At 46.9% G+C, this 19,923-nt stretch carries 18 protein-coding genes and 1 pseudogene; 16 read left to right on the top strand and 3 right to left on the bottom strand.

Annotation, left to right across the window (positions count from 1 at the left end):
* Positions 1–18: 18 nt before the first annotated feature.
* From V1224_12570 to V1224_12555, 4 genes are all read left to right on the top strand, one after another.
* The gene (locus tag V1224_12570; protein WWR15295.1) at positions 19–930 is read left to right on the top strand and encodes a MetQ/NlpA family ABC transporter substrate-binding protein; all 912 of its coding nucleotides are present in this window, start codon (positions 19–21) and stop codon (positions 928–930) included.
* A gap of 224 nt (positions 931–1,154) precedes the next feature.
* Positions 1,155–1,625 carry a pyridoxamine 5'-phosphate oxidase family protein gene (locus V1224_12565; GenBank protein ID WWR15294.1) on the top strand — a complete coding sequence of 157 codons (471 nt, stop codon included), beginning with the start codon at positions 1,155–1,157 and terminating at the stop codon, positions 1,623–1,625.
* A gap of 41 nt (positions 1,626–1,666) precedes the next feature.
* The gene (locus tag V1224_12560) at positions 1,667–4,867 is read left to right on the top strand and encodes a response regulator (protein WWR15293.1); all 3,201 of its coding nucleotides are present in this window, start codon (positions 1,667–1,669) and stop codon (positions 4,865–4,867) included.
* A gap of 29 nt (positions 4,868–4,896) precedes the next feature.
* Positions 4,897–5,667, top strand: coding sequence for a response regulator (locus V1224_12555; protein ID WWR15292.1), 771 nt, complete (start codon positions 4,897–4,899; stop codon positions 5,665–5,667).
* Between the two features lie 28 nt (positions 5,668–5,695).
* On the opposite strand, the gene V1224_12550 is transcribed toward V1224_12555, so the two are convergent.
* Positions 5,696–5,920 (bottom strand): helix-turn-helix transcriptional regulator, encoded by a 225-nt coding sequence (locus V1224_12550; GenBank protein ID WWR15291.1) that lies wholly within the window; start codon positions 5,918–5,920, stop codon positions 5,696–5,698.
* Positions 5,921–6,106: 186 nt separating this feature from the next.
* Complete coding sequence (locus V1224_12545) at positions 6,107–7,075, bottom strand: AraC family transcriptional regulator (protein ID WWR15290.1); 969 nt, start codon at positions 7,073–7,075, stop codon at positions 6,107–6,109.
* Between the two features lie 225 nt (positions 7,076–7,300).
* On the opposite strand from V1224_12545, the gene V1224_12540 reads away from it, so the two are divergent.
* The 7 genes and pseudogenes from V1224_12540 to V1224_12510 all read left to right on the top strand — a co-directional run bounded on the left by V1224_12540 (position 7,301) and on the right by V1224_12510 (position 14,209).
* Positions 7,301–8,440, top strand: coding sequence for a Gfo/Idh/MocA family oxidoreductase (locus tag V1224_12540; GenBank protein ID WWR15289.1), 1,140 nt, complete (start codon positions 7,301–7,303; stop codon positions 8,438–8,440).
* Positions 8,441–8,464: 24 nt separating this feature from the next.
* Positions 8,465–9,463: a sugar phosphate isomerase/epimerase family protein gene (locus V1224_12535; protein WWR17485.1), complete on the top strand. Its 999-nt coding sequence runs from the start codon at positions 8,465–8,467 to the stop codon at positions 9,461–9,463.
* 44 nt (positions 9,464–9,507) lie between these two features.
* Positions 9,508–10,541: pseudogene (locus V1224_12530) on the top strand (TIM barrel protein).
* A gap of 9 nt (positions 10,542–10,550) precedes the next feature.
* The gene (locus tag V1224_12525; GenBank protein ID WWR15288.1) at positions 10,551–11,696 is read left to right on the top strand and encodes a carbohydrate kinase family protein; all 1,146 of its coding nucleotides are present in this window, start codon (positions 10,551–10,553) and stop codon (positions 11,694–11,696) included.
* A 276-nt stretch (positions 11,697–11,972) separates the two neighbouring features.
* A complete protein-coding gene (locus V1224_12520) occupies positions 11,973–12,839 on the top strand; it encodes a hypothetical protein (GenBank protein WWR15287.1) in 867 nt (288 codons plus the stop codon).
* 5 nt (positions 12,840–12,844) lie between these two features.
* Positions 12,845–13,555, top strand: coding sequence for a DUF6033 family protein (locus V1224_12515; GenBank protein ID WWR17484.1), 711 nt, complete (start codon positions 12,845–12,847; stop codon positions 13,553–13,555).
* Positions 13,556–13,636: 81 nt separating this feature from the next.
* Positions 13,637–14,209, top strand: a complete 573-nt coding sequence (locus V1224_12510) for a YdeI/OmpD-associated family protein (GenBank protein WWR15286.1) — start codon at positions 13,637–13,639, stop codon at positions 14,207–14,209.
* Positions 14,210–14,352: 143 nt separating this feature from the next.
* Here the strand turns inward: V1224_12510 and V1224_12505 are convergent, their stop codons facing one another.
* Positions 14,353–14,661 carry a hypothetical protein gene (locus V1224_12505; GenBank protein WWR15285.1) on the bottom strand — a complete coding sequence of 103 codons (309 nt, stop codon included), beginning with the start codon at positions 14,659–14,661 and terminating at the stop codon, positions 14,353–14,355.
* A 174-nt stretch (positions 14,662–14,835) separates the two neighbouring features.
* On the opposite strand from V1224_12505, the gene V1224_12500 reads away from it, so the two are divergent.
* From V1224_12500 to V1224_12480, 5 genes are all read left to right on the top strand, one after another.
* Entirely contained in the window at positions 14,836–15,714 is an 879-nt protein-coding gene (locus tag V1224_12500; protein WWR15284.1) for an MBL fold metallo-hydrolase, read from the top strand.
* Between the two features lie 177 nt (positions 15,715–15,891).
* On the top strand, positions 15,892–16,614 hold the full coding sequence (locus tag V1224_12495) for a LytTR family DNA-binding domain-containing protein (GenBank protein WWR15283.1): 723 nt from the start codon (positions 15,892–15,894) through the stop codon (positions 16,612–16,614).
* The gene (locus V1224_12490; GenBank protein ID WWR15282.1) at positions 16,615–17,991 is read left to right on the top strand and encodes a GHKL domain-containing protein; all 1,377 of its coding nucleotides are present in this window, start codon (positions 16,615–16,617) and stop codon (positions 17,989–17,991) included.
* A 207-nt stretch (positions 17,992–18,198) separates the two neighbouring features.
* Positions 18,199–18,999: a FlxA-like family protein gene (locus tag V1224_12485; protein WWR15281.1), complete on the top strand. Its 801-nt coding sequence runs from the start codon at positions 18,199–18,201 to the stop codon at positions 18,997–18,999.
* A gap of 11 nt (positions 19,000–19,010) precedes the next feature.
* On the top strand, positions 19,011–19,835 hold the full coding sequence (locus tag V1224_12480) for a hypothetical protein (protein WWR15280.1): 825 nt from the start codon (positions 19,011–19,013) through the stop codon (positions 19,833–19,835).
* Positions 19,836–19,923 lie beyond the last annotated feature (88 nt).

The following is a 19,923-nucleotide window of genomic DNA, read 5'->3' as shown; positions in this document are numbered from 1 at the left end:
GAAAAGAGGAGAACGATTATGAAAAAGAGATTGGTATCGATCGTCCTAGCGGCAGTGCTGACAGCAGGAGTATTGTCTGCCTGTGGTTCACAGGAAGAGGCACAGCCCGGGGCGGAAAGTGGCGCAGAAGGTGAGGCAGCATCAGGAAATGAAGGGGCTGCCACAGAGGATGCACAGGGAGGCAGCGCAGAAGCGAAAGGGACAGTCAAAGTGGCAGCGACCAGTGTGCCCCATGCGGAGATTCTTGAGGCGGCTAAGCCGATCCTTGCAGAGCAGGGCTGGACGCTGGAAGTGACAGAGTTTCAGGACTATGTACAGCCGAATGAAGTAGTGGAGGCAGGAGATTTTGATGCAAATTACTTCCAGCATACGCCATATCTGGACAGTTTTAATGAAGAGAAAGGGACACACCTTGTCAATGTAGGTGAGATCCATTATGAGCCTCTCGGCATTTATCCGGGTACGGCTTCCGACCTGAGCAGTATCGAGGATGGCGTGGAAATCGCGATCCCCAATGATACGACAAACGAGGCGAGAGCGCTGTTACTGCTTCAGGATAACGGGCTGATCACATTAAAAGAAGGTGTGGGTATTGAAGCGACAGTCAATGATATAGCAGAAAATCCGCACAACGTGAAGTTTATTGAGCTGGAGGCAGCGCAGGTATCGAGAGTGCTCCCGGAAGTGGCTTTTGTCGTATTGAACGGCAACTACGCACTGGAAGCAGGACTGAACGCGCAGGCTGACGCACTGGCAATCGAGACTTCGGATTCTGAAGCGGCTAAGACGTATGTCAATATCATTGTCGTCAGAGAAGGCAATGAGGAAAACGAAGGTGTCAAAGCTCTGGTGAACGTTCTGAAGTCAGAGGAGATCAGGAAATTTATCAATGATAAGTATCAGGGCAGTGTCGTTCCATTTGAGGGCTGAGCAGATGCGCAGGCCGTCGACAGACTGCCGAATCAGGTAGGAAACAGCGAGATAAAATAAGGTGATTTAGACAGGAGGGCGCTTAGCGGAGCGTCCTCTTCTTCCTATTATGGAAAAGATCAGGAAATTAAGGGAAATATCAGGAAACTGACACTGGTACCGGACAGTTTTTGAGCATATGATGAGATCCCTGGCCTGGAAAGGGAAAGGACGGAGAATGGATTATGAGAAGATCAGACAGAGAGATTACCGATTCTGCAAAGATTCGTGAGATCATAGAGGCTTGTCACTGCTGTCGGCTCGGGTTCAACGATAATGGCAGTGTCTATCTTGTCCCGCTGAACTTTGGGTATGAAGAAAGGGACGGCAGGAGAATATTTTATTTTCATGGCGCGGCGCAGGGGCGGAAAATAGAACTGATCAAAAGCACACAGGAGGCCGGATTTGAGCTGGATACCGATTACCAGCTACAGGAGGCCGATGTGGCCTGCGGATATACTGCCCGCTTTCAGAGCGTGATCGGTACAGGCCGCGTCGATTTCATCGAAGACGACGAAGGGAAGGAACATGCGCTTCGCTGTATTATGCGCCACTATTCCGGCAGAGAGGACTGGGAGTTCCCGGCGGATGCGCTGCATAAAGTGACTGTTTTTAAACTGGAAGTAACAGAAATATCGTGTAAAGTGCATAGGTGAAGGGACTGCGGATTAGTGTACTCAGTGATTCAGGAGCCGGTATGGAAGATAGACGGAAGAAACTACGAAAATTGACAGGGATTACGATTCTTTTCATCGTCATTTTTATGGTGATCGCATTGATGCGGTCCGGGGCGGAGGAAGAAATGGCTCTGGTAGCGGAGCCGGTAGAATATTATTGGAACGAGAACTGGCAGGCAGGCGGGCTGAATGATACGGACATGGAACTTTTTGCGAATGGATCGACAGATCCTGCCAATATGCAGGAGCAGATTCTCGGTGCGGTGGCGGAAGCAGACTTCCGGGAGATAAGTCTTCCATTTGCGGGAGAAGATTCGGCGTTTGATCTGCTCGTTTTTCGAAATACATTGCCGGAAGAATACGCAGGAGCGGCGCTTACCTTTTCCTCCACTGCCTCTGGCGTCTGTGCGTTTCTGGACGGCGAAATGATCTATGAGTACAGGGCGGATGACGGGTCGGGAACGAAAACGCATGACAATATTGTGTATCTTCCATACGGCTTTGAGGAGGGAGACTTCTGGATCATATTGACAGCGCCGGAGCCAGATATGCCGGAGGTGCTTGGCAGTATGAAAGTCGGGCTGCACCAGACGGTGTACATAGGAGTGGTCGGAAACAGTGTTGCCGATATTGGCTGTTGCCTGTTGATTGTGATCGCGGCGATTATCATGTTTGTATTGGCGCTGATCAGGCGTTATACGAGTCAGCCTTCCCGGGGAGAATTGTTTTTGGGGCTGGCAGGACTGGCAGCGGGCCTCTATTGCTTTATCGGAACGGATACTTTGAGTATCTTCTACAATATACAGGAAGCGTATGCGATGCAGGAGTATCTCGTGCTGCTGCTTCCGCTCTTTCTGGCGCTGTATTTTGAACGCATTCTCCATACACTGTATCCGCGCCGCTTTTCCGTATTATTGTGGTGTGTGAGTATCCATGCGGCGGTGCAGATCATGATGCATACAGCAGGTATCAGGAATCTGGAGGATATGATTAATTTCTCAGCGGCTGTGATCGGTATCGTCTGCGTGACCGCCATCGTAAGTCTGCTTGAGTATGATTACCGGACGAAGCGGTATCAGACACTTTTGACAGTGCTGTCGATGATCATACTGCTGGCTGGAGGGATCGCCAACGTGATTATGAATACGGTCTTCGAAGAAGAACATGTCAATACGGCCGGGCAGTATAGCATGACGGTGTTCAGTATCATGATGGCCGTTATGCACATCCTTCAGCTCTCCAAAGAATATCGGGCAAGTGCGGAGGAAAAGGCAGCGGCGGCAGAGCAGCAGAATCAGCAGCTGCTTCGGGCGAAGCAGGATGCGGATGCAGCGAGACGGGAGGCACAGGCTGCCAGCGAGGCGAAGGGAAAATTTCTCGCGCACATGTCCCATGAGATCCGCACGCCGATCAATGCGGTACTTGGTATGGATGAAATGATCCTGCGTGAATCGAAGGAACAGCATATCAAAGGATATGCGATGGATATTTATACGGCGGGGCAGACTCTGCTTTCGCTGATCAACGATATTTTGGATTTCTCTAAAATAGAATCCGGGAAAATGGAGATCGTGCCGGTAGAATATGATACAAGCAGTTTGATTCATGATCTGGCAACGATGGCGTCACAACGGGCGGAAAATAAAAATATCAGACTGCAGGTTGAGGCTGACCGTGGGATTCCTTCCCGGCTGTATGGAGATGATGTGCGTATCCGTCAGGTATTGACGAATATTCTTACGAATGCGGTCAAATATACACATGAGGGAACCGTGTGGCTGCGCGTACATAGCCACAGCGTACAGGGGACAGCCGTGCTCAGGTTTGAGGTGGAGGACACGGGGATCGGGATCAGAGAAGAGGATCTGCCCAGACTTTTTTCGGAGTTTGAGCGGCTGGAAGAAGACCGGAACCGCAATATTGAGGGCAGCGGGCTTGGCATGAATATCACGGTCCGGCTTTTGTCTCTGCTCGGCAGCAGACTGCAGGTTGAGAGCGTCTATGGGAAGGGGTCCAAATTTTATTTTGAACTTGAGCAGAAGATTATAGACGATATGCCGATCGGGGACTTTGAGTCCAGAGTGCACCAGATCGCGGAAGACTATCATTATCATACGAAACTTTATGCGCCTGACGCGAAGATACTGGTTGTGGATGACAATGCAGTCAACCGGAAAGTCCTGCGCAATCTCTTAAAGGAAACACAGATTCAGGTAATGGAAGCGGGAGGCGGTGTGGAATGTCTGGAATTGGTGAAGAACAATCATTATGATCTGATCTTCCTTGACCATATGATGCCTGAGATGGATGGGGTGGAGACGCTTCATCATATCAGAGGGTTATCCGATTTCCCATGTCAGGATACGCCGATCGTTGTACTGACTGCGAATGCGGTTTCAGGAGCAAAAGAAAAATATCTGGCGGAAGGGTTCGACGACTTTTTATCCAAGCCGGTCGTCCCGGAGAAACTGGAGCACATGATAATAAGAATGCTGCCGGACGAATTGCAGATGGAAGCTGTCGGGGAAGAAGCGGAGCTATCCGCTGCGCAGACGGGTACGACGGGTACCATGGACAGGGCGGTGGACTGCCCGGATGAACTTCCGTCGGTGGATGGGCTGGATTGGCAATATGCCTGGCTGCATCTGCCGGATATGGAGCTGCTTCAGTATACAGTGAAAGAATTTTATGGGCAGATTGATTCTGCCGCTGAAAAGTTAGAACAAGCATACAGACAGATAGAAAAACCGGAGCAGCTCGAGCAATACCGCATTCAGGTGCACGCGATGAAAAGTCTGGCGGCGACGATAGGCATCATCCCCCTGTCCGGCGTTGCAAAGATATTGGAATATGCGGCCAAAGATGGTAGAATAGATGTAATTACATCTGTCACGGCCCCGTTTCTGGAGGAGTGGCGCAGCTATCATGAAAAACTGAAGGCGGTTTTTGACATAGGCGCTGTGAGTACAAAAGAAGTAACGGATGTCCCGGTCGTGCAGGCGTTGGTGGAGATGGTACGCTTCCGCATGCAGGAGATGGATATTGATCAGGCAGATGAGCTGATCGGGCAGTTACAGGCATATGCGTATCCGGAAGAGATAGAACTTAATATGCGAAAGCTCGCGGAGGCAGTGACGAATCTTGATCCGGAAGAAGCAGACCGCCTTGCAGATCTGCTGATCGGGCAGATAAATGATAAAGTAGTGAAAGCGGCAAAATGAAATGAGAGGAAGAAATGAAACATATTCTATTGATAGGTAAATTAAATCATGTCATCAAAGAGATGAACCAGTTTTTGTCGCAGTTTTTTCATGTACAGCTCTGTTCGGAAAATGCAGGTGTCGTGGAAGGCATGATGAAGATCGTCAATCCCGATCTGGTCGTGATCAGCCTGATCGGGGCTTATGACATCGATACATCGATATTTTATATGCTCAGTGACCAATATGCGCAGATTCCCGTTCTGACGGTCGGAACAAAGGAGGAGAGCGATACCTTTTTTAAATATTATGAGAGCAGTCAGTTTGAAAACCTGATTCGTCCGGTAGAGAATACGGACATTATGAATGCGGTCTGCCGGAAGATCGGCGTGGGTGTGGCGGAAGTTCAGCGTGATGCGGCGGAAGAGAAAAAGGCAGGGACAGAGAGGAAACGAATCCTGGTAGTCGATGACAATGGCACGACGCTGCGGACGATGAAAGCAATGCTGGAACAGTATTATGAAGTTGCACTGGCGATCTCGGGCGCGCAGGCAATGACTTCTATCGGGAAAAAGCGGCCGGATCTGATCCTGCTGGACTATGAGATGCCGGTCTGCGACGGAAAAATGACACTGGAAATGATCCGTGCGGATGAAGATATGAAAAGTATTCCGGTCATTTTCCTGACGGCGGTCAATGACCGGGAAAATATCGAAGCAGTATTGAAATTAAAACCGGCAGGATACTTTCTGAAACCAGCGGTAAAAGACAAACTGCTTGCGGAGATTGGAAAAGTATTGAATGAGGGAATGGTCTCTTAGACGGGGCGGGAGGGTGCCCTCCCGTCTGTTACTTTTTAGCTCTCGGATATGGCTGTTTGATGTCCGTAAGATTCAGAAGGTAGTCGACGCTTGTATTGTGATAGACGGCAAGCTCGACCAGGATTGCCGTCGGAATATCGTTTTCACCGGTTTCATATTTGGAATAACCGGTCTGTGACATACTTAGTATCGTGCTCATATCTTTTTGTGATAAATCTTTATCTTCTCTTAAATCTCTCAGACGTGAATACATGGCGTTCCTCTCCTTATCTTATCTTTTGTATGTATCTGTATCATATGTTTATTTTATCTAACCCGTTTCAGATTACGCATATCCAACCTGATTCAGATTAAGAAATTTACAGGTACAAAAGATTGTTTTTAGAAAGAGGCGGTATCCCATTCTTGTGAGGAAAACCGGAAGCCGATTGAAATGCGTCTATCTTAAATCACGGTCAAAATGATGGTGTTTTTGCATGATTTTCAGACTTTCTTCAGGCGTATAAATGTACTGTTCTTCCCAGTTGCCTGCGACATTTTTATTCACATTCAGATTCGTATTTCTGAAGTTTTTCAGTGACAGATTGTAGACTGCTTTCAGTCTCTTGTTCAAATATCTGCTGTCAGAGAAGCCACTTTCCAGGCAAATATCAGTGATGCTCCTGTCTGTCTTTTTCAGCAACAGCAGAGCATGTTCAAACCGCAGTGAATTCAGATATTCCTGAAAGGACATATGGATTGCATTGCGGAACAGGTGAGACAGATAGGTCATGGAGAGGTTTTCTGATTCCGCCAGTTTTGACAGAGTTAATTTCTCCGTATAGTGTTGATGGATATAGTTGATGATACGTGTGAACCGCTGTTCTTTTTCTTTCGTATGAAAGCTGTCCGTTTCCTTTTCAAAATGATTGGGCACATATACGACAAAATATGAAAATAAACGATAGAGATCGCTTATGCATCGAAGTTCAAATCCGGCGTCGCCTCGACAATAATGATACCCAAGGCTGAAGCAGACATGAATGAGTTCAAGTGCTTTCTGAAAAGGAATGCCGGAGGTTGCATTGGCTGTGTCAAATTGTATGTGATGGATTGCAGGATAGTGGGAAGCACAAAAGGATGGGTCAGCCTGTATGGTCAGCAGGATACAATGGCTCTGCACGCTGTACAGCGTATGAAATGTGTCCGGATTGAAAAGTGCAATCTCACCGGGACCTATAATAAAATTTTCCGTAAGAGTTTTGACATGCAGCTCGCCTTCTATCACCTGAAGGATTTCAAAATCATGGTGGGTATGAGGGGTGCGGTAAGTGAGGTTGATCAGGAAGAAATTGATATTGCGGATCTGTGTATGAGAGACTTTTTCATATTCTTTGATTTCCTGTTTTCCGTTCGGTTCTCTGTCCATCCAAAACTCCTTTAGTACTTGCATGTCTGTGTATTTCATTATATGACAGAGAAAATGAAGTTGTCTATAAAAATAGAAAACTTGTCGTTTCCTTATAGCAAGAAACGCATTGAAGAAAGCAGGCTGTTTTATTTATAGTGAGAATATCAGTTGGGGTATGCGTTATCATTTAGTTCATGTCATACTTTTCAGGGAAACAAATTAAAAATGTCAGGAGGAAAAGGAATGAATCGTACACTTAAATACGGAATGGTTGGCGGGGGACCTGACGCTTTTATTGGTGATGCTCACCGAAAGGCGATCAATATTGATGATACGGCGGATCTAGTCGCGGGCTGTTTCTCCAGAACACCGGAAAAGACGAAAGCGCAGGGAGAGGCGCTGGGGGTAAGCAGTGACAGATGTTATGCCAATTACAGGGAAATGGCAGAAAAGGAAGCGGCGCGGGAAGACGGGATTGATTTTGTGGTAGTGGTGACGCCCAATAACACGCATTATCAGATTTGCAGGGCATTTCTCGAAGCGGGGATTCATGTCGTCTGCGACAAACCGCTGGTAACGGAGAGCGGGCAGGCAGAGGAATTAAAAGTGATCGCAGATGAGAAGGGACTGCTGTTCATGGTCACGTATACTTATGTAGGGCATGTCACCGCTAAATTTATCCGCGATCTGATCGCCAATGGGGAGATCGGAACAGTGAGAACGGTTATGGCGGAATATCCGCAGGGCTGGCTTTATAATGAACAGGACGATGGAGGAAAACAGGGAGCCTGGAGATGTGATCCCGCCCAGTCGGGAAAAGTGAATTGCCTTGGCGATCTGGGTACTCATGTGGAAAATGCGGTTGCCACAATGACCGGACTGAAAGTAAAGAGAGTGCTTGCCAAAATGGATGTCGTAGTTCCGGGAAGGCTCCTTGATGACAATGATCAGATTCTTGTGGAATATGAGAATGGAGCGACCGGAATCAACTGGACGTCGCAGTTTGCGATCGGCTGTGATAACAGCCTGCGGGTGAGAATCTATGGGTCCAAGGGAACAATACTCTGGTTCCAGGAAACATGCGAGGAAGTAACACTGATCCGTGAAGACGGAATCTCACAGATCATACGCAGAGGAAACGGGGCGGTTACTCCGGCGGCCGGAAAATATGGCAGACTGCCTGGCGGACATACCGAAGGCTGGCTGGAAGCGATGGGAAATCTGTATGACAGTTTTGCGGAATGCGTTAAGGCGAAAAAGGAAGGAATATTTGCTCCGGAGATGATCGATTATCCGACGATTGAGGAGGGGATTGCCGGGTTGAAATATGTGGAAGCATGTCTGGAGAGCAATGAAAAGGGTAACATTTGGGTAGAAGTATAGAAGCATATGGAAAGGAGAAAAGAGATGGCAAGGCCGGTAACATTATTTACCATACAATGGGGAGACCTTCCACTGGAGGAGATGTGCAGGCAGGCACAGGAAATGGGATATGAGGGCCTGGAACTATCAGCGTCTCATCTGAATATCAGGCGTGCGGCGAATGAACCGGAGTACGTAAGAGAAGTAAAGCAGCTTTTGGGAAAATACGGTCTGGGATGCTGGGCGATCAGTAACCATCTTGCAGGGCAGTGTGTTGCTGACAGTATAGGTTCCGTCTATGATTCGCGGCTGGACGGGTTTGCCCCGGCAGAGTTTGCCGGGAAACCGGAGGCAATACAACAATGGGCGATTGATGAGATGAAAGCAACGGCTCATGCGGCAAAGGCGATGGGGGTCGACGTTGTGACATTCTTTATGGGGTCACCGATCTGGAAATACTGGTATTCGTTCCCGCAGACTTCGGAAGAAATGATCGAAGAGGGTTATCAGAAGATCCGGGAATTATGGAGTCCGATTATGGATGAGTTCGATGCCTGCGGAGTGAAGCTTGCCCTGGAAGTGCATCCCACAGAAATTGCCTTTGATTATTGGAGCACGAAAAAACTGCTGGAAGTGTTTGCATACAGGCCGACACTGGGTATTAATTTCGACCCCAGTCATCTGATCTGGCAGGGACTTGATCCGGCGATATTCCTGTACGATTTTGCGGATCGGATTTATCATGTGCATGTAAAAGACACCAAATTAAATCTGAATGGAAGAAATGGAATCTTAGGTTCACATATTACTTTTGGAGACCAGCGTAGAGGCTGGAACTTTGTTTCACCGGGACATGGAGATGTTGATTTTGACAATATCATTCGTGTGTTAAACCAGATCGGTTATGACGGGCCGCTTTCGATCGAATGGGAGGACAGCGGAATGGAGCGGATCTTCGGCGGAACAGAAGCGTGTGAATTTACGAAAAAGATCAATTTCTCACCGTCCACCGTTGCATTTGACGATGCGTTGAAAAACAGCTAATTGGCAGATAAAAACATAAAATAATTGAGGAAAGAGGTATCATTATGACAAAATTCAAATTTTCAGTAGGACCGTGGAATGTACATACGGGGCCGATTCCTATGGTCCGGAGACGAGAAAAGAGATTCCGGTGGAAGAAAAATTTAAAAAATTTGCGGAGCTGGGATTTTCTGCGATCCAGTTTCATGATGACGATGCCGTACCGAATATCAACGACTACACAGAAGAAGAGATAAAGCAAAAAGCAAGAGTATTAAAGAAAACATTGGATCAATACAACTTAAAGGCCGAATTTGTTGCTCCGCGCCTGTGGATGGACGGACGTACGGCAGACGGCGGATTTATGAGCACATCGGCAGAAGACAGAGAGTATGCGATGTGGAGAGCATATCGTTCGATTGATATTGCAAATGAATTGGGAACAGACATGGTCGTATTGTGGCTTGCGAGAGAAGGCACCTTATGTGCGGAATCGAAATCACCGGTTTGGGCAACAAAGATGCTGATTGAAGCGATCAATAAGATGCTAGAGTATGATTCGAAGATTCGTATCTGCATTGAGCCAAAGCCAAACGAGCCGATCGACAGAAGTATCTGCGGTACAATGGGGCATGTGATGGCAATTTCAGCGGCAACGATTGACCCCTCCCGTGTCGGCGGAAACCTGGAGAGTGCGCATGCGATTCTTGCAGGCTTAGACCCGGCGCATGAAATCGGATTTGCGCTGGCCATGAACAAGCTGATGACCGTTCACTTAAATGATCAGAATGGAATTCGTTATGATCAGGATAAATCCTTCGGCGTGGAAAACCTTCGCGCGGCATTCAATCAAGTGAAGGTGTTAAAAGAAAACGGCTATGGAAATAACGGCGAATATGTCGGCCTTGATGTAAAGGCAATGCGTACGACAAAGGACGAAGACAGTTATAAACATCTGGAAAACAGTCTGAAGATATTTAAGGCGTTGGAAGAGAAAGTTGATAGATTCGACTATGAGTTCCAGAAGCAGTGTGTGGAAAACCGCGACTTTGAAAGTCTGGAGATGTATGTGATGAATCTTCTCATGGGGGTGGAATAATACGGTCGGATGAAGAAGAAAAAAGTAATCGTGGCAGGTCATATCTGCCTTGATATTACACCAGTCTTTTCCGGTACGGAAGCAGAACATCTTGAGGATGTTCTGTCTCCGGGAAAACTGGTGGAGATGAAAGAAGCGGATGTACATACGGGCGGTTCCGTTGCGAACACGGGGCTGGCCATGAAACTGCTAGGTGCGGATGTCACACTGATGGGGGAGATCGGCAGGGATGCCTTTGGTGAGATGGTTCTCAACATTTTAAAGCAATATCATGCGGAGTCGGGAATGCTTGTCTCGGATCGGTTGTCAACCTCGTATTCCGTTGTCATTGCAGTTCCGGGAATCGATCGAATCTTTCTGCACCATCCCGGGGCCAACAATGCGTTTCGCTCAGATGACATTCCGGAGGACAAATTAAAGGATGTTTCGCTGTTTCATTTCGGATACCCGCCGCTGATGAAAGCGATGTATGAAAGAGATGGTATGGAACTGGAAAAGCTCATGAAGCGGATGAAAGCTGCCGGCATTGCGACGTCGCTGGATATGGCGGCAGTCGATGCGGCTTCGGAAGCAGGCAGGGCCGAATGGAAAGCGATTCTCCGCAGAGTTCTAGTTCTTCGCCATGTGGATTTCTTTGTTCCGAGCGTGGAGGAATTATGCTTTATGCTTGATCGAGGGCGTTTTGAGGAATGGCAGCAGCGGGCAAAAGGGAGAGATATTACGGAATGTCTCGATGTGGAGACGGACATCAAACCCCTGGCAGATACCTGTATGAAACTGGGTGCGAAAGTTCTCCTAATCAAATGCGGTGCGCCGGGAATTTACTACCGCACGGCAGAGGAAAAGGTATTACGGACAATCGGCGGGGATCTTTTACCGGATTTACAGACATGGGCAGACAGGGAAGGATTTGAAAGCAGCTATGTTCCGGAAAAGATCGTATCAGGAACAGGCGCCGGAGATACGAGTATTGCCGCTTTTCTGACGGCAGTGTTAGAGGGATGTTCTCTCGAGGAGTCCTTACATCTGGCGGCTGCCACCGGGGCCTCCTGTGTCGCTTCTTACGATGCGCTGAGCGGGCTGAAGACCTTTGCACAGCTGCGGGAAAAGATCGGTCAGGGCTGGCAGAAAGTAAATCCGCAGACAACAGAGTGAAACAGAGAGAAGACTGCAAAATAAATATCAATATGCGGGAAATAAGCTGCGCCTGCGTGATCAGGCACAGGGAACCCCAAGTGTCTCCGGAACCGGGTGGAAGACAAAACAAAAAGGGCCAGAGTGGCCCTTTTTTTGTTCAAATTTCCGATTCATACAATCAGATGAACCGTTCATGAAGATGGCGTCAGAAATTCTCGTGATGATTCCGATAAATTAGTGGAAGATATGTTGGGAACAGAGCAGGATTGATGGAACAGTATGGAGGATTTGGAAATGGCTATCCGTGGAGTTGGACAAAATGATTATTACAATACTATGACAGCGGCGAAAAGCTCTGAAGGTATGAACGGATCTGAGAAAACGAACGACGTACAGGATCTGCCCAAAAGGGAAGAAATGGATGCACACAGAAAAGAACTTTATGCCCGTTCCCAGGACAGTTCTTACAAGAAGACGAGTGAGGGAAAAGACAGGAAAAAGAACCAGCTGGAAGAATATCTGGAAGAGCGGATGCAGATAAAAAGACAGCAGAAGGAACTGCTGGATGAAAAGAGTGTGAAGTCAGAGCGGCAGAGAAACAGGCTGTCAAAGGCATGGACAGATGAGTGGCAGATGGAGAAGGCAGCCAGCGCTTATGAGGCTGTCATGGATAAACTCAGCCATACGGTGGTGCAATCAGCGACATCGTTCAGTGATATGAGAGCGGGAATATTACAGCAAGTGAGGGAGGACACAGGTCAGTATGGGTATTCAGATATTGTGAACGCCTGTGGGCTGAGCTATGCGCGGCTGTATTCTGAGATCGAACAGCGCCATGAAAAGGAGACGCATTATCAGGCAGACGGGGCCGTACTGACCAGGGAAGAAGAAATAAAATGGCTGGATATGCAGTACGAGCAGGAAGTGGAATGGCAAAAGTCCTGTGCCAGAATAGCGGCACAGAGAGAATTTTTTCAGGGGAAAATTCCTGAGGTACCGACAAAAGAGATTGAGGAATTGGGAGACAGCCTTTATCAGGCGAAAGACACCTATATGAAGCTGTATCAGGAAAACAGACAGTCGGGCCGGACGCTTGTAATGCAAAATTACAGATTCGGCAGTGGCAGCAGGTTACCAGGACGGTTCTGGGAAAGAGGATGAGAATGATGTTAATGGAAATTGCAAACAGTTACAGCGATTATGGGAAAGATTGCACAGATACCATGAGGGAAGGTAATGTGACAACAAGTACAGTGGAGCTGAAAACCTCAAAACCTGGCATAACAAAGACAGAACAGATCAAGACAGGTTACAGCAATGTCAATGACTATTCGCGATACTTGCAGAGGAAATACAGCTATATGAATACGGGGATTACCTCAATGCAGGGAGTTCAGACAACGGTATCCGTATCGGGGATTTTCCTGAAAAAGTGTATGAATGATCCTCAAAAGGCCAAGTATCTGGAGGAAAATCTGGCAGCCCTGCCGGATTGTGCCTCCTATGCGGTATCCCATTCACAGGGAACATTGACAAGTATTTGTTATCAAATTGATGCGAATGGAAATATAACCGCCATATCCTCAGGCACCAATGACCCGGATGGAACGATAGCCAGAGAAAATGCACAGCGGCGGGCAAAAGAGAAGAAAGCTGCCGAAGAAAAAGCTGCCAGAAGGCGTGAGGAGAAAAAAGCGGAGGAAGAAAAGACAGTCCGGCTGCGGGAGGAAAGAAAAAAGCCGGCTGCGGGCAGAGAGCCGGAAACATTTACGTTGTCCGCCACTGGCACCGGGGTAAAAAGCGTTACACAAATGATGATGAAGGCGATTTCTGACGAATCATTACCAACAGGGGGAAACTTTGACAGAAAGGCATGACTGCCGGCGGAAAATGCTTGATTTTACTATAAATAATTACTGCCCCTGTCCACTGAGGGTATCGAAACCGGAGAAATACTTATGGAATTTACAAATCTGCTTGAAGCGAAAAACCGCTATGAACTGCGGGAATGGCTCATAAATAACCATGACAGAGAAAAAGAATGCTGGGTAATCGTAAAACGGGGCCGCCCGGTCGATGATGGCACTTTCTGGTATATAGATTCCGTTGAAGAGGCCATGTGCTTCGGCTGGATAGACAGCACTACTAAAAAAATGGATAACGGCGTGACTGCCCAGAGACTGGCTCCCCGAAGAAAAAGAAGTTTATGGTCTGAGTTAAATAAAGAACGCTGTCGGAGAATGGAACGTCTGGGGCTGATGACTGACGCCGGGAGAGCCGTACTGCCCGACATGTCGCCAGAAGGGTTTGTCATTGACGAGGATATCGAAAGAGCCTTAAAAGCAGATGCGGATGTCTGGAATCATTTTCAGAAATTCCCTCCCCTATACCAGCGGGTACGGATTGATACCATACAGATCAAAAAGAAGCAGCCGGAACTATTTCAGAGCAGACTGCAGAAACTAATAGAGAATACCAAAAACGGAGTTATGTATGGCGAATGGAATGATAATGGAAGATTGACAGAATGAGTGTTTAGCAGCCATCCAGACACGAAACTTGCCAGGGTGCATCAAATATCGATAAGGAAATACCGCTACCTGGGTCTGTATCCATGCAACGGTATTTTTGAGTCTGACCTACAGCCACAGCAAACTTCATGAGAGGCAGGAAACTACATCTCAGGCATCGGAGCAGTATAGACGTCTATTTTGTGAAAATTGTACCAGTCAGCGATAGTTTTTTCATCAGCCACATTTAATGCAAACAGGATTTCTTTTGCAAATTCCAAAGGCGCCGTGCCATTAGCGGTTACAACATTTATATTGCATACCGCCTGCTTGGCGATATAGTTGGCCTCTCCTGTGTAATTAGCGCCTGCCCATTGTTTTAAATCATTCAGGTCATTGCACGTATGAACTACATTGTTCAAAATACTTATCGTACCTAAAAACGCGGACGCATCACAAATTCCACCTAACATTATCCACCTGACTTCCCTCTTGTCTCGCCCTTTGTTGTGATAAGCTGCCTCTGCCGGTATGGTAGTTTGAATTATATCACAGATACGGGTATAATTCAAAGGACACATTTACCCTGGCAGGAATGACTTACTGCCAAAGTAAATTGGAAACAAAGGAATAAGGAGAAAACAAAAATGTATGAATTGGTACAGATCAGTGAGAAATGCTATTACATAAACTGTCCGGCAAAAATAGGCGTCTATGTGGCGGACAAGGATCATGTCTACCTGATTGACAGCGGGAATGACAAAGATGCGGGGCGGAAGGTCAGGCAGATACTGGACAGGAACGGCTGGCATCTGACGGCAATACTGAATACTCACTCCAACGCAGACCATATTGGCGGTAACAAATACTTGCAAGGGCAGACGGGATGCAGGATTTATTCCAGTGGTATTGAGGCGGCATTTACAAAATATCCGCTATTGGAGCCGTCCTTCCTGTACGGCGGCTATCCGTGCAGGGACTTGCGACATAAGTTTTTGATGGCGCCGGCGAGCGAGGTGACAGATTTCTCAGAGGCAGGTTTCCCGAAGGAGATTGAAGTGATACCCTTGCCTGGACATTTTTTCGATATGGTAGGTTTCCGTATGCCAGATGGTGTAGTGTTCCTCGCAGACTGCATCAGCAGCAGGGAGACATTGGACAAGTATGCTGTCTCGTTCATTTATGATGTGGGCGCCTATCTGCAGACATTGGATAGGGTGGAGAAGATGGAGGCCGCCATGTTTGTCCCCGCTCATGCGGAAGCCTCTGCCGATGTGAAGGAACTTGTCCGTTACAACAGAGATAAGGTGCAGAGTATCGCAGAGAGGATTTTATCTGTCTGTGAAAAGCCGGTATGCTTTGAGCATATTTTGCAGGAAGTGTTCAAAGGCTACGGGCTTACCATGAATTTTGAGCAGTATGGATTGGTGGGAAGCACGGTGCGGTCTTACCTTTCATGGCTGAAAGATAATGGGAAACTGACGGTTGAATTTCAGGATAACATGCTGCTCTGGCAGAGGGGATAGGGGATCGTCCCCTTTGTGTGGGGAGTGGGAAGACAGAATGGAGGAGGGACTGTTTCGACAGTCCTTTTTATGTCTTGATAATCCACAGCGGAAAAAAGCCGTCTCACATCATCCCCATTTTACCGGCAACCATATCGTTCCGATATAATCTTATGGAAATACAAAGGGAGTGAAAAAATGCAGATAGCAGTATGTGACGATGAAAAAGAAATCAGGGATATGTTTGCGGAAAAGATAGGGAAACTCTATCCGAAAGCAGATCTGTCACTGTACAGGTCAGGGGAGGAGCTGCTGTCGTCAGAGAAAGAGCCGGATATTCTGCTGCTCGATATTCAGATGCCGGGGAAGAATGGCATGGAAACAGCAAAGGAACTGCGTAGAAAAAATAAAAAGGCGATTATTATCTTTGTGACTGCTCTGGATGATTTTGTGTTTCAGGCATTCGACGTAGGGGCGTTCCATTATCTGGTAAAACCCTTTGATGACAGGAAATTTGCAAAGGTATTGCAAAATGCCGTAAAACAGTCTGTGGACAGAAAGAAGCTGGAGAGTGAAAGCAGGAAAAAGGAAATGCCGAGCCTGCTCATAACCACAGGAGGAAAACATATCACTGTCAATCTGGAGGATGTTGTATATGCGGAGGTATTTGACCGGAAAGTAATTCTGCATATGATGGATGCAGATATAGAATATTATGGGAAAATGAAAGAACTTGAAGAAAAAGCAGGGGATGAATTTTACCGCACCCACAGGTCGTTTCTTGTGAACTTCAGGTATATCAGGAAATATGATGCAACAACCGTCTATCTCAAAAAAGGGCAGGCACTGATGGCAAAGCAGAATTACCAGGGGTTTGTAAAACAGTATCTGCGTTATAACCAGAGGAAAAGGAGAAGATAGATGGAACACATGGATATATTGACGGTAATATCTGCGGTCGATGCCATAGCGGCAATGTGTGGAGCAGGGTATATTCTATATCGTTTTGCCAAGCCATTCATGGAAAATAAGAAGGGATCGGCCTGTATCGGGATCGCTTATTTTGCCACAATGCTGCTTCTGTATCTTGTGCCAATGGAAATAAATATATTTGTGGCATACAGTTTGGGGATCTTGTCGGCATTTCTTGTCATGTGCAGGATAGACCGCAGGAATTATAAGCAGAAGACGTTTATAGCGGCAACATTCTTTTCCCTGCACTGGCTATCAGGGTATATGACGAGGATAATAACAGATGCCATATATAACATAAAGATTGTGTCTGAAGCCTTTTATATACCGGAAAGACACCTGCTTGCTAAGATATTGATATTTGGCGGAGTGGAACTGCTGGACACGGGGATCAGCTTCGCATTGTTGGGAATCAGTGTAAGATATATTGCAAAGACTTATGTTTACAAAAGGGAGGACATGAACATAAAGGAAATGTTTATGCTGATTGTACCTTCCATCACAGGAATGACAGGATACGGAATCCTGATACAGTATCAAACCAGTTCGGGAATGAGTTGGATGGAGCCTATTGATGGTTTATACAATGGACTGGCATTTCTGCATTTTGGCATATCCATTGTTACGATCGTAGTAATGACCGTGCTGTTCCAGAACATCAAGGCGAGACAGGAAGAAAAGCTGCAGAACGAACTGCTTGCCACACAGGTTGACAGCATGAAAAGGCATATCGGACAGGTAGAGAGCCTGTATCAGAACATACGCAGCATCAGGCATGACATGACAAATCATATCCTTACGCTGGAAAGGCTTTATGCCGGAAACAATATGAAGGAAGCAATGGATTATGGCGAGGAATTAAAGTCCGCCCTGTCCCGGATAACAGGGGAGATAAAAAGCGGGAATCCTGTAACGGATGTGATCCTGCAGGAATTAAAAAGGGAAGCAGAGAAAAGAAAGATATGTTTCCGGTCTGATTTTTATTATCCCAGTGGCACGAACATCAACGCTTTTGACGTCAGCGTGATCTTGAACAATGCTCTGCAAAACGCAATGGAGAATGCAGGAAAGAGCAAAGAGCCATATATATCCGTCCTTTCTTACCACAGAAATAATGCCTATATGATCGAGATAAGCAACAGCTTTATCGGAAATCTGCGATGGGATGAAGAACGGGAGCTGCCTGTTACGTCAAAAGAAAAGACGGAAGGTCATGGATATGGGTTATCCAATATCCGCATGGTGGCAAGGAAATATTCCGGGGATATAGCCATTGATCTGAAAGATGACGAATTCCGCCTCAGTGTTATGCTGATGATGGAATGAAAAAGAGCCTCTTGTGTCAGATAAACCGTTCTGGCATGAGAGGTATTATTATGGGCTCACAGCAGAAAAAGGCCGGTTCACTGCATATCCGTTTCATATGTGGAATTTAACTCCGAAACAAAAATTGAGAACAGGTGGGAATCAGGAAAAAGTGTAAGCAACCGCTGTTGAAAACAATATCTAATTTGTATCAGGAGGAAAAGAGACATGAAAATCAATGGTATTAACGGGGCAGACACACAAATGGGGCGGATGGGAATGAACAAGGCAACAGATTCTTACAGCCGGAGTATTCAGAACCAGATTGCCAATGCGCAGAAGCAGCTGCAGGAGCTCTCTTCCAATGAGGATATTTCATTGGAAGAAAAGATGAAGAAGCGGCAGGAAATACAGCAGAAGATCAGTGACATGAATATGCAGTTAAGGCAGCATCAGATGGAGCAGCGCAAAGAGAAACAACAGGCAAAAGGTTCCTCTGTGGACAATATGTTTGGAGGCACAGGAAACGCAGGAAATACAAAAGCGGGGAATAAAAGCGCCGGACTGTCACAGGCAAGTATGACAGCAATGATTTCTGCGGACAGCTCTGTAAAACAGGCGAAGGTACAGGGCAGCGTGGCGACCAAAATGGAAGGAAGATCCGGAATCCTGCAATCCGAAATCAAGCTGGATCAGACCAGAGGCGGTGATACGCAGAAAAAGGAAGAAGAACTTGCCAAAGTTGAACAGAAAGCACAGGCAGCGTCATCCGCACAGCTTTCTGCGCTGGCAGACGCAGGCAAGGCAATGGAGGAAGCAGCAAAGACGGACAGCAGGGAAGAAAAGGATGATAAGGGTACAAAGAACGCTAACGGAAAAGATGCAGATGAGAATGTGCCTGGTGCAGATGCACAGAGAGAAGATGTAAATACACAGGCAGATATTATTCCCGGTTCCAATGGTGCGGCGGCAGCCGGGACCACATCACAGAGACCGGCGGCCCATGTGTCGGTGGATATTCGTTTATAGGAGGGAAACGTATGTCAGGGGTTAATTTTAATGATTATGCAAACTATGCAAACTACGATTCGAGTTATGACCTTTCTGCTCTCATGGGCGAAACTGCCAATTCTTCCGGCAGCCTGCTTTCAGACTACGCTTCTATTAAAAACGGAAGCTATGGAAAAGTACTGAAAGCCTATTATGCAAAACAGGATGCAGAAAGCGCATCGGTGTCGGGAGACAGCAGGCAGAAGCTGACGCTCATGCGGTCAAGCGCAGATTCCCTTAAAAAATCAGCGGATGCTCTGAACAATGTTTCCCTTTGGGAGAAAAAGAAGATCAGGAAAAAAGATGAGGAGACAGGGGAAGAAACCGAAACAGAAGATTATGATTGGGATTCCATTACAAAAGCGGTAAAAGCGTTTATTGCGGATTATAACGCCGTAGTGGGTCAGGCGGGCGATTGTGATACGAAACATGTACTTCGCAATGCAATGTGGATGACAGGTATAACAGACAGTAACGAGAAACTGCTTTCAACAGTTGGAATTACCATAGGAAAAGGCAATAAACTGGAGCTGGATGAAGACTCCTTAAAGGAAGCCAATATCATCACCCTGAAGACCCTGTTCACCGGCCCAGGCTCTTTTGCCGATAAGATTTCCCAAAAGGCGGGCGGTATCAGCAATGCTGCCGCTAATGCGGCGGCGAAGGTTAAGGGGACAACATATACAAGTAACGGCAGTTATTCCGATACTCTTTCAAAGTTGTTTTCCAGCACAGTGGATAAGAAAGTTGGGGATGATAAGGACACGGATTCCTGCAAGAGTTCAAATACATCTTCAAAGAAAGACAGTACTTGATTTCATATTACGGAAGGACGTGGAGGCCGCTCTATGAGGCGCATTCCATTATGATACAGACGACGTCCGGCTGTACCTGAAAAAGATG

Source organism: Lachnospiraceae bacterium JLR.KK008, from assembly GCA_037015955.1.
Classification (GTDB): Bacteria; Bacillota; Clostridia; order Lachnospirales; family Lachnospiraceae; genus VSOB01.
The sequence above is the reverse complement of the archived record's forward strand: the minus strand, read 5'-3'. Positions and strand labels throughout refer to the sequence as shown.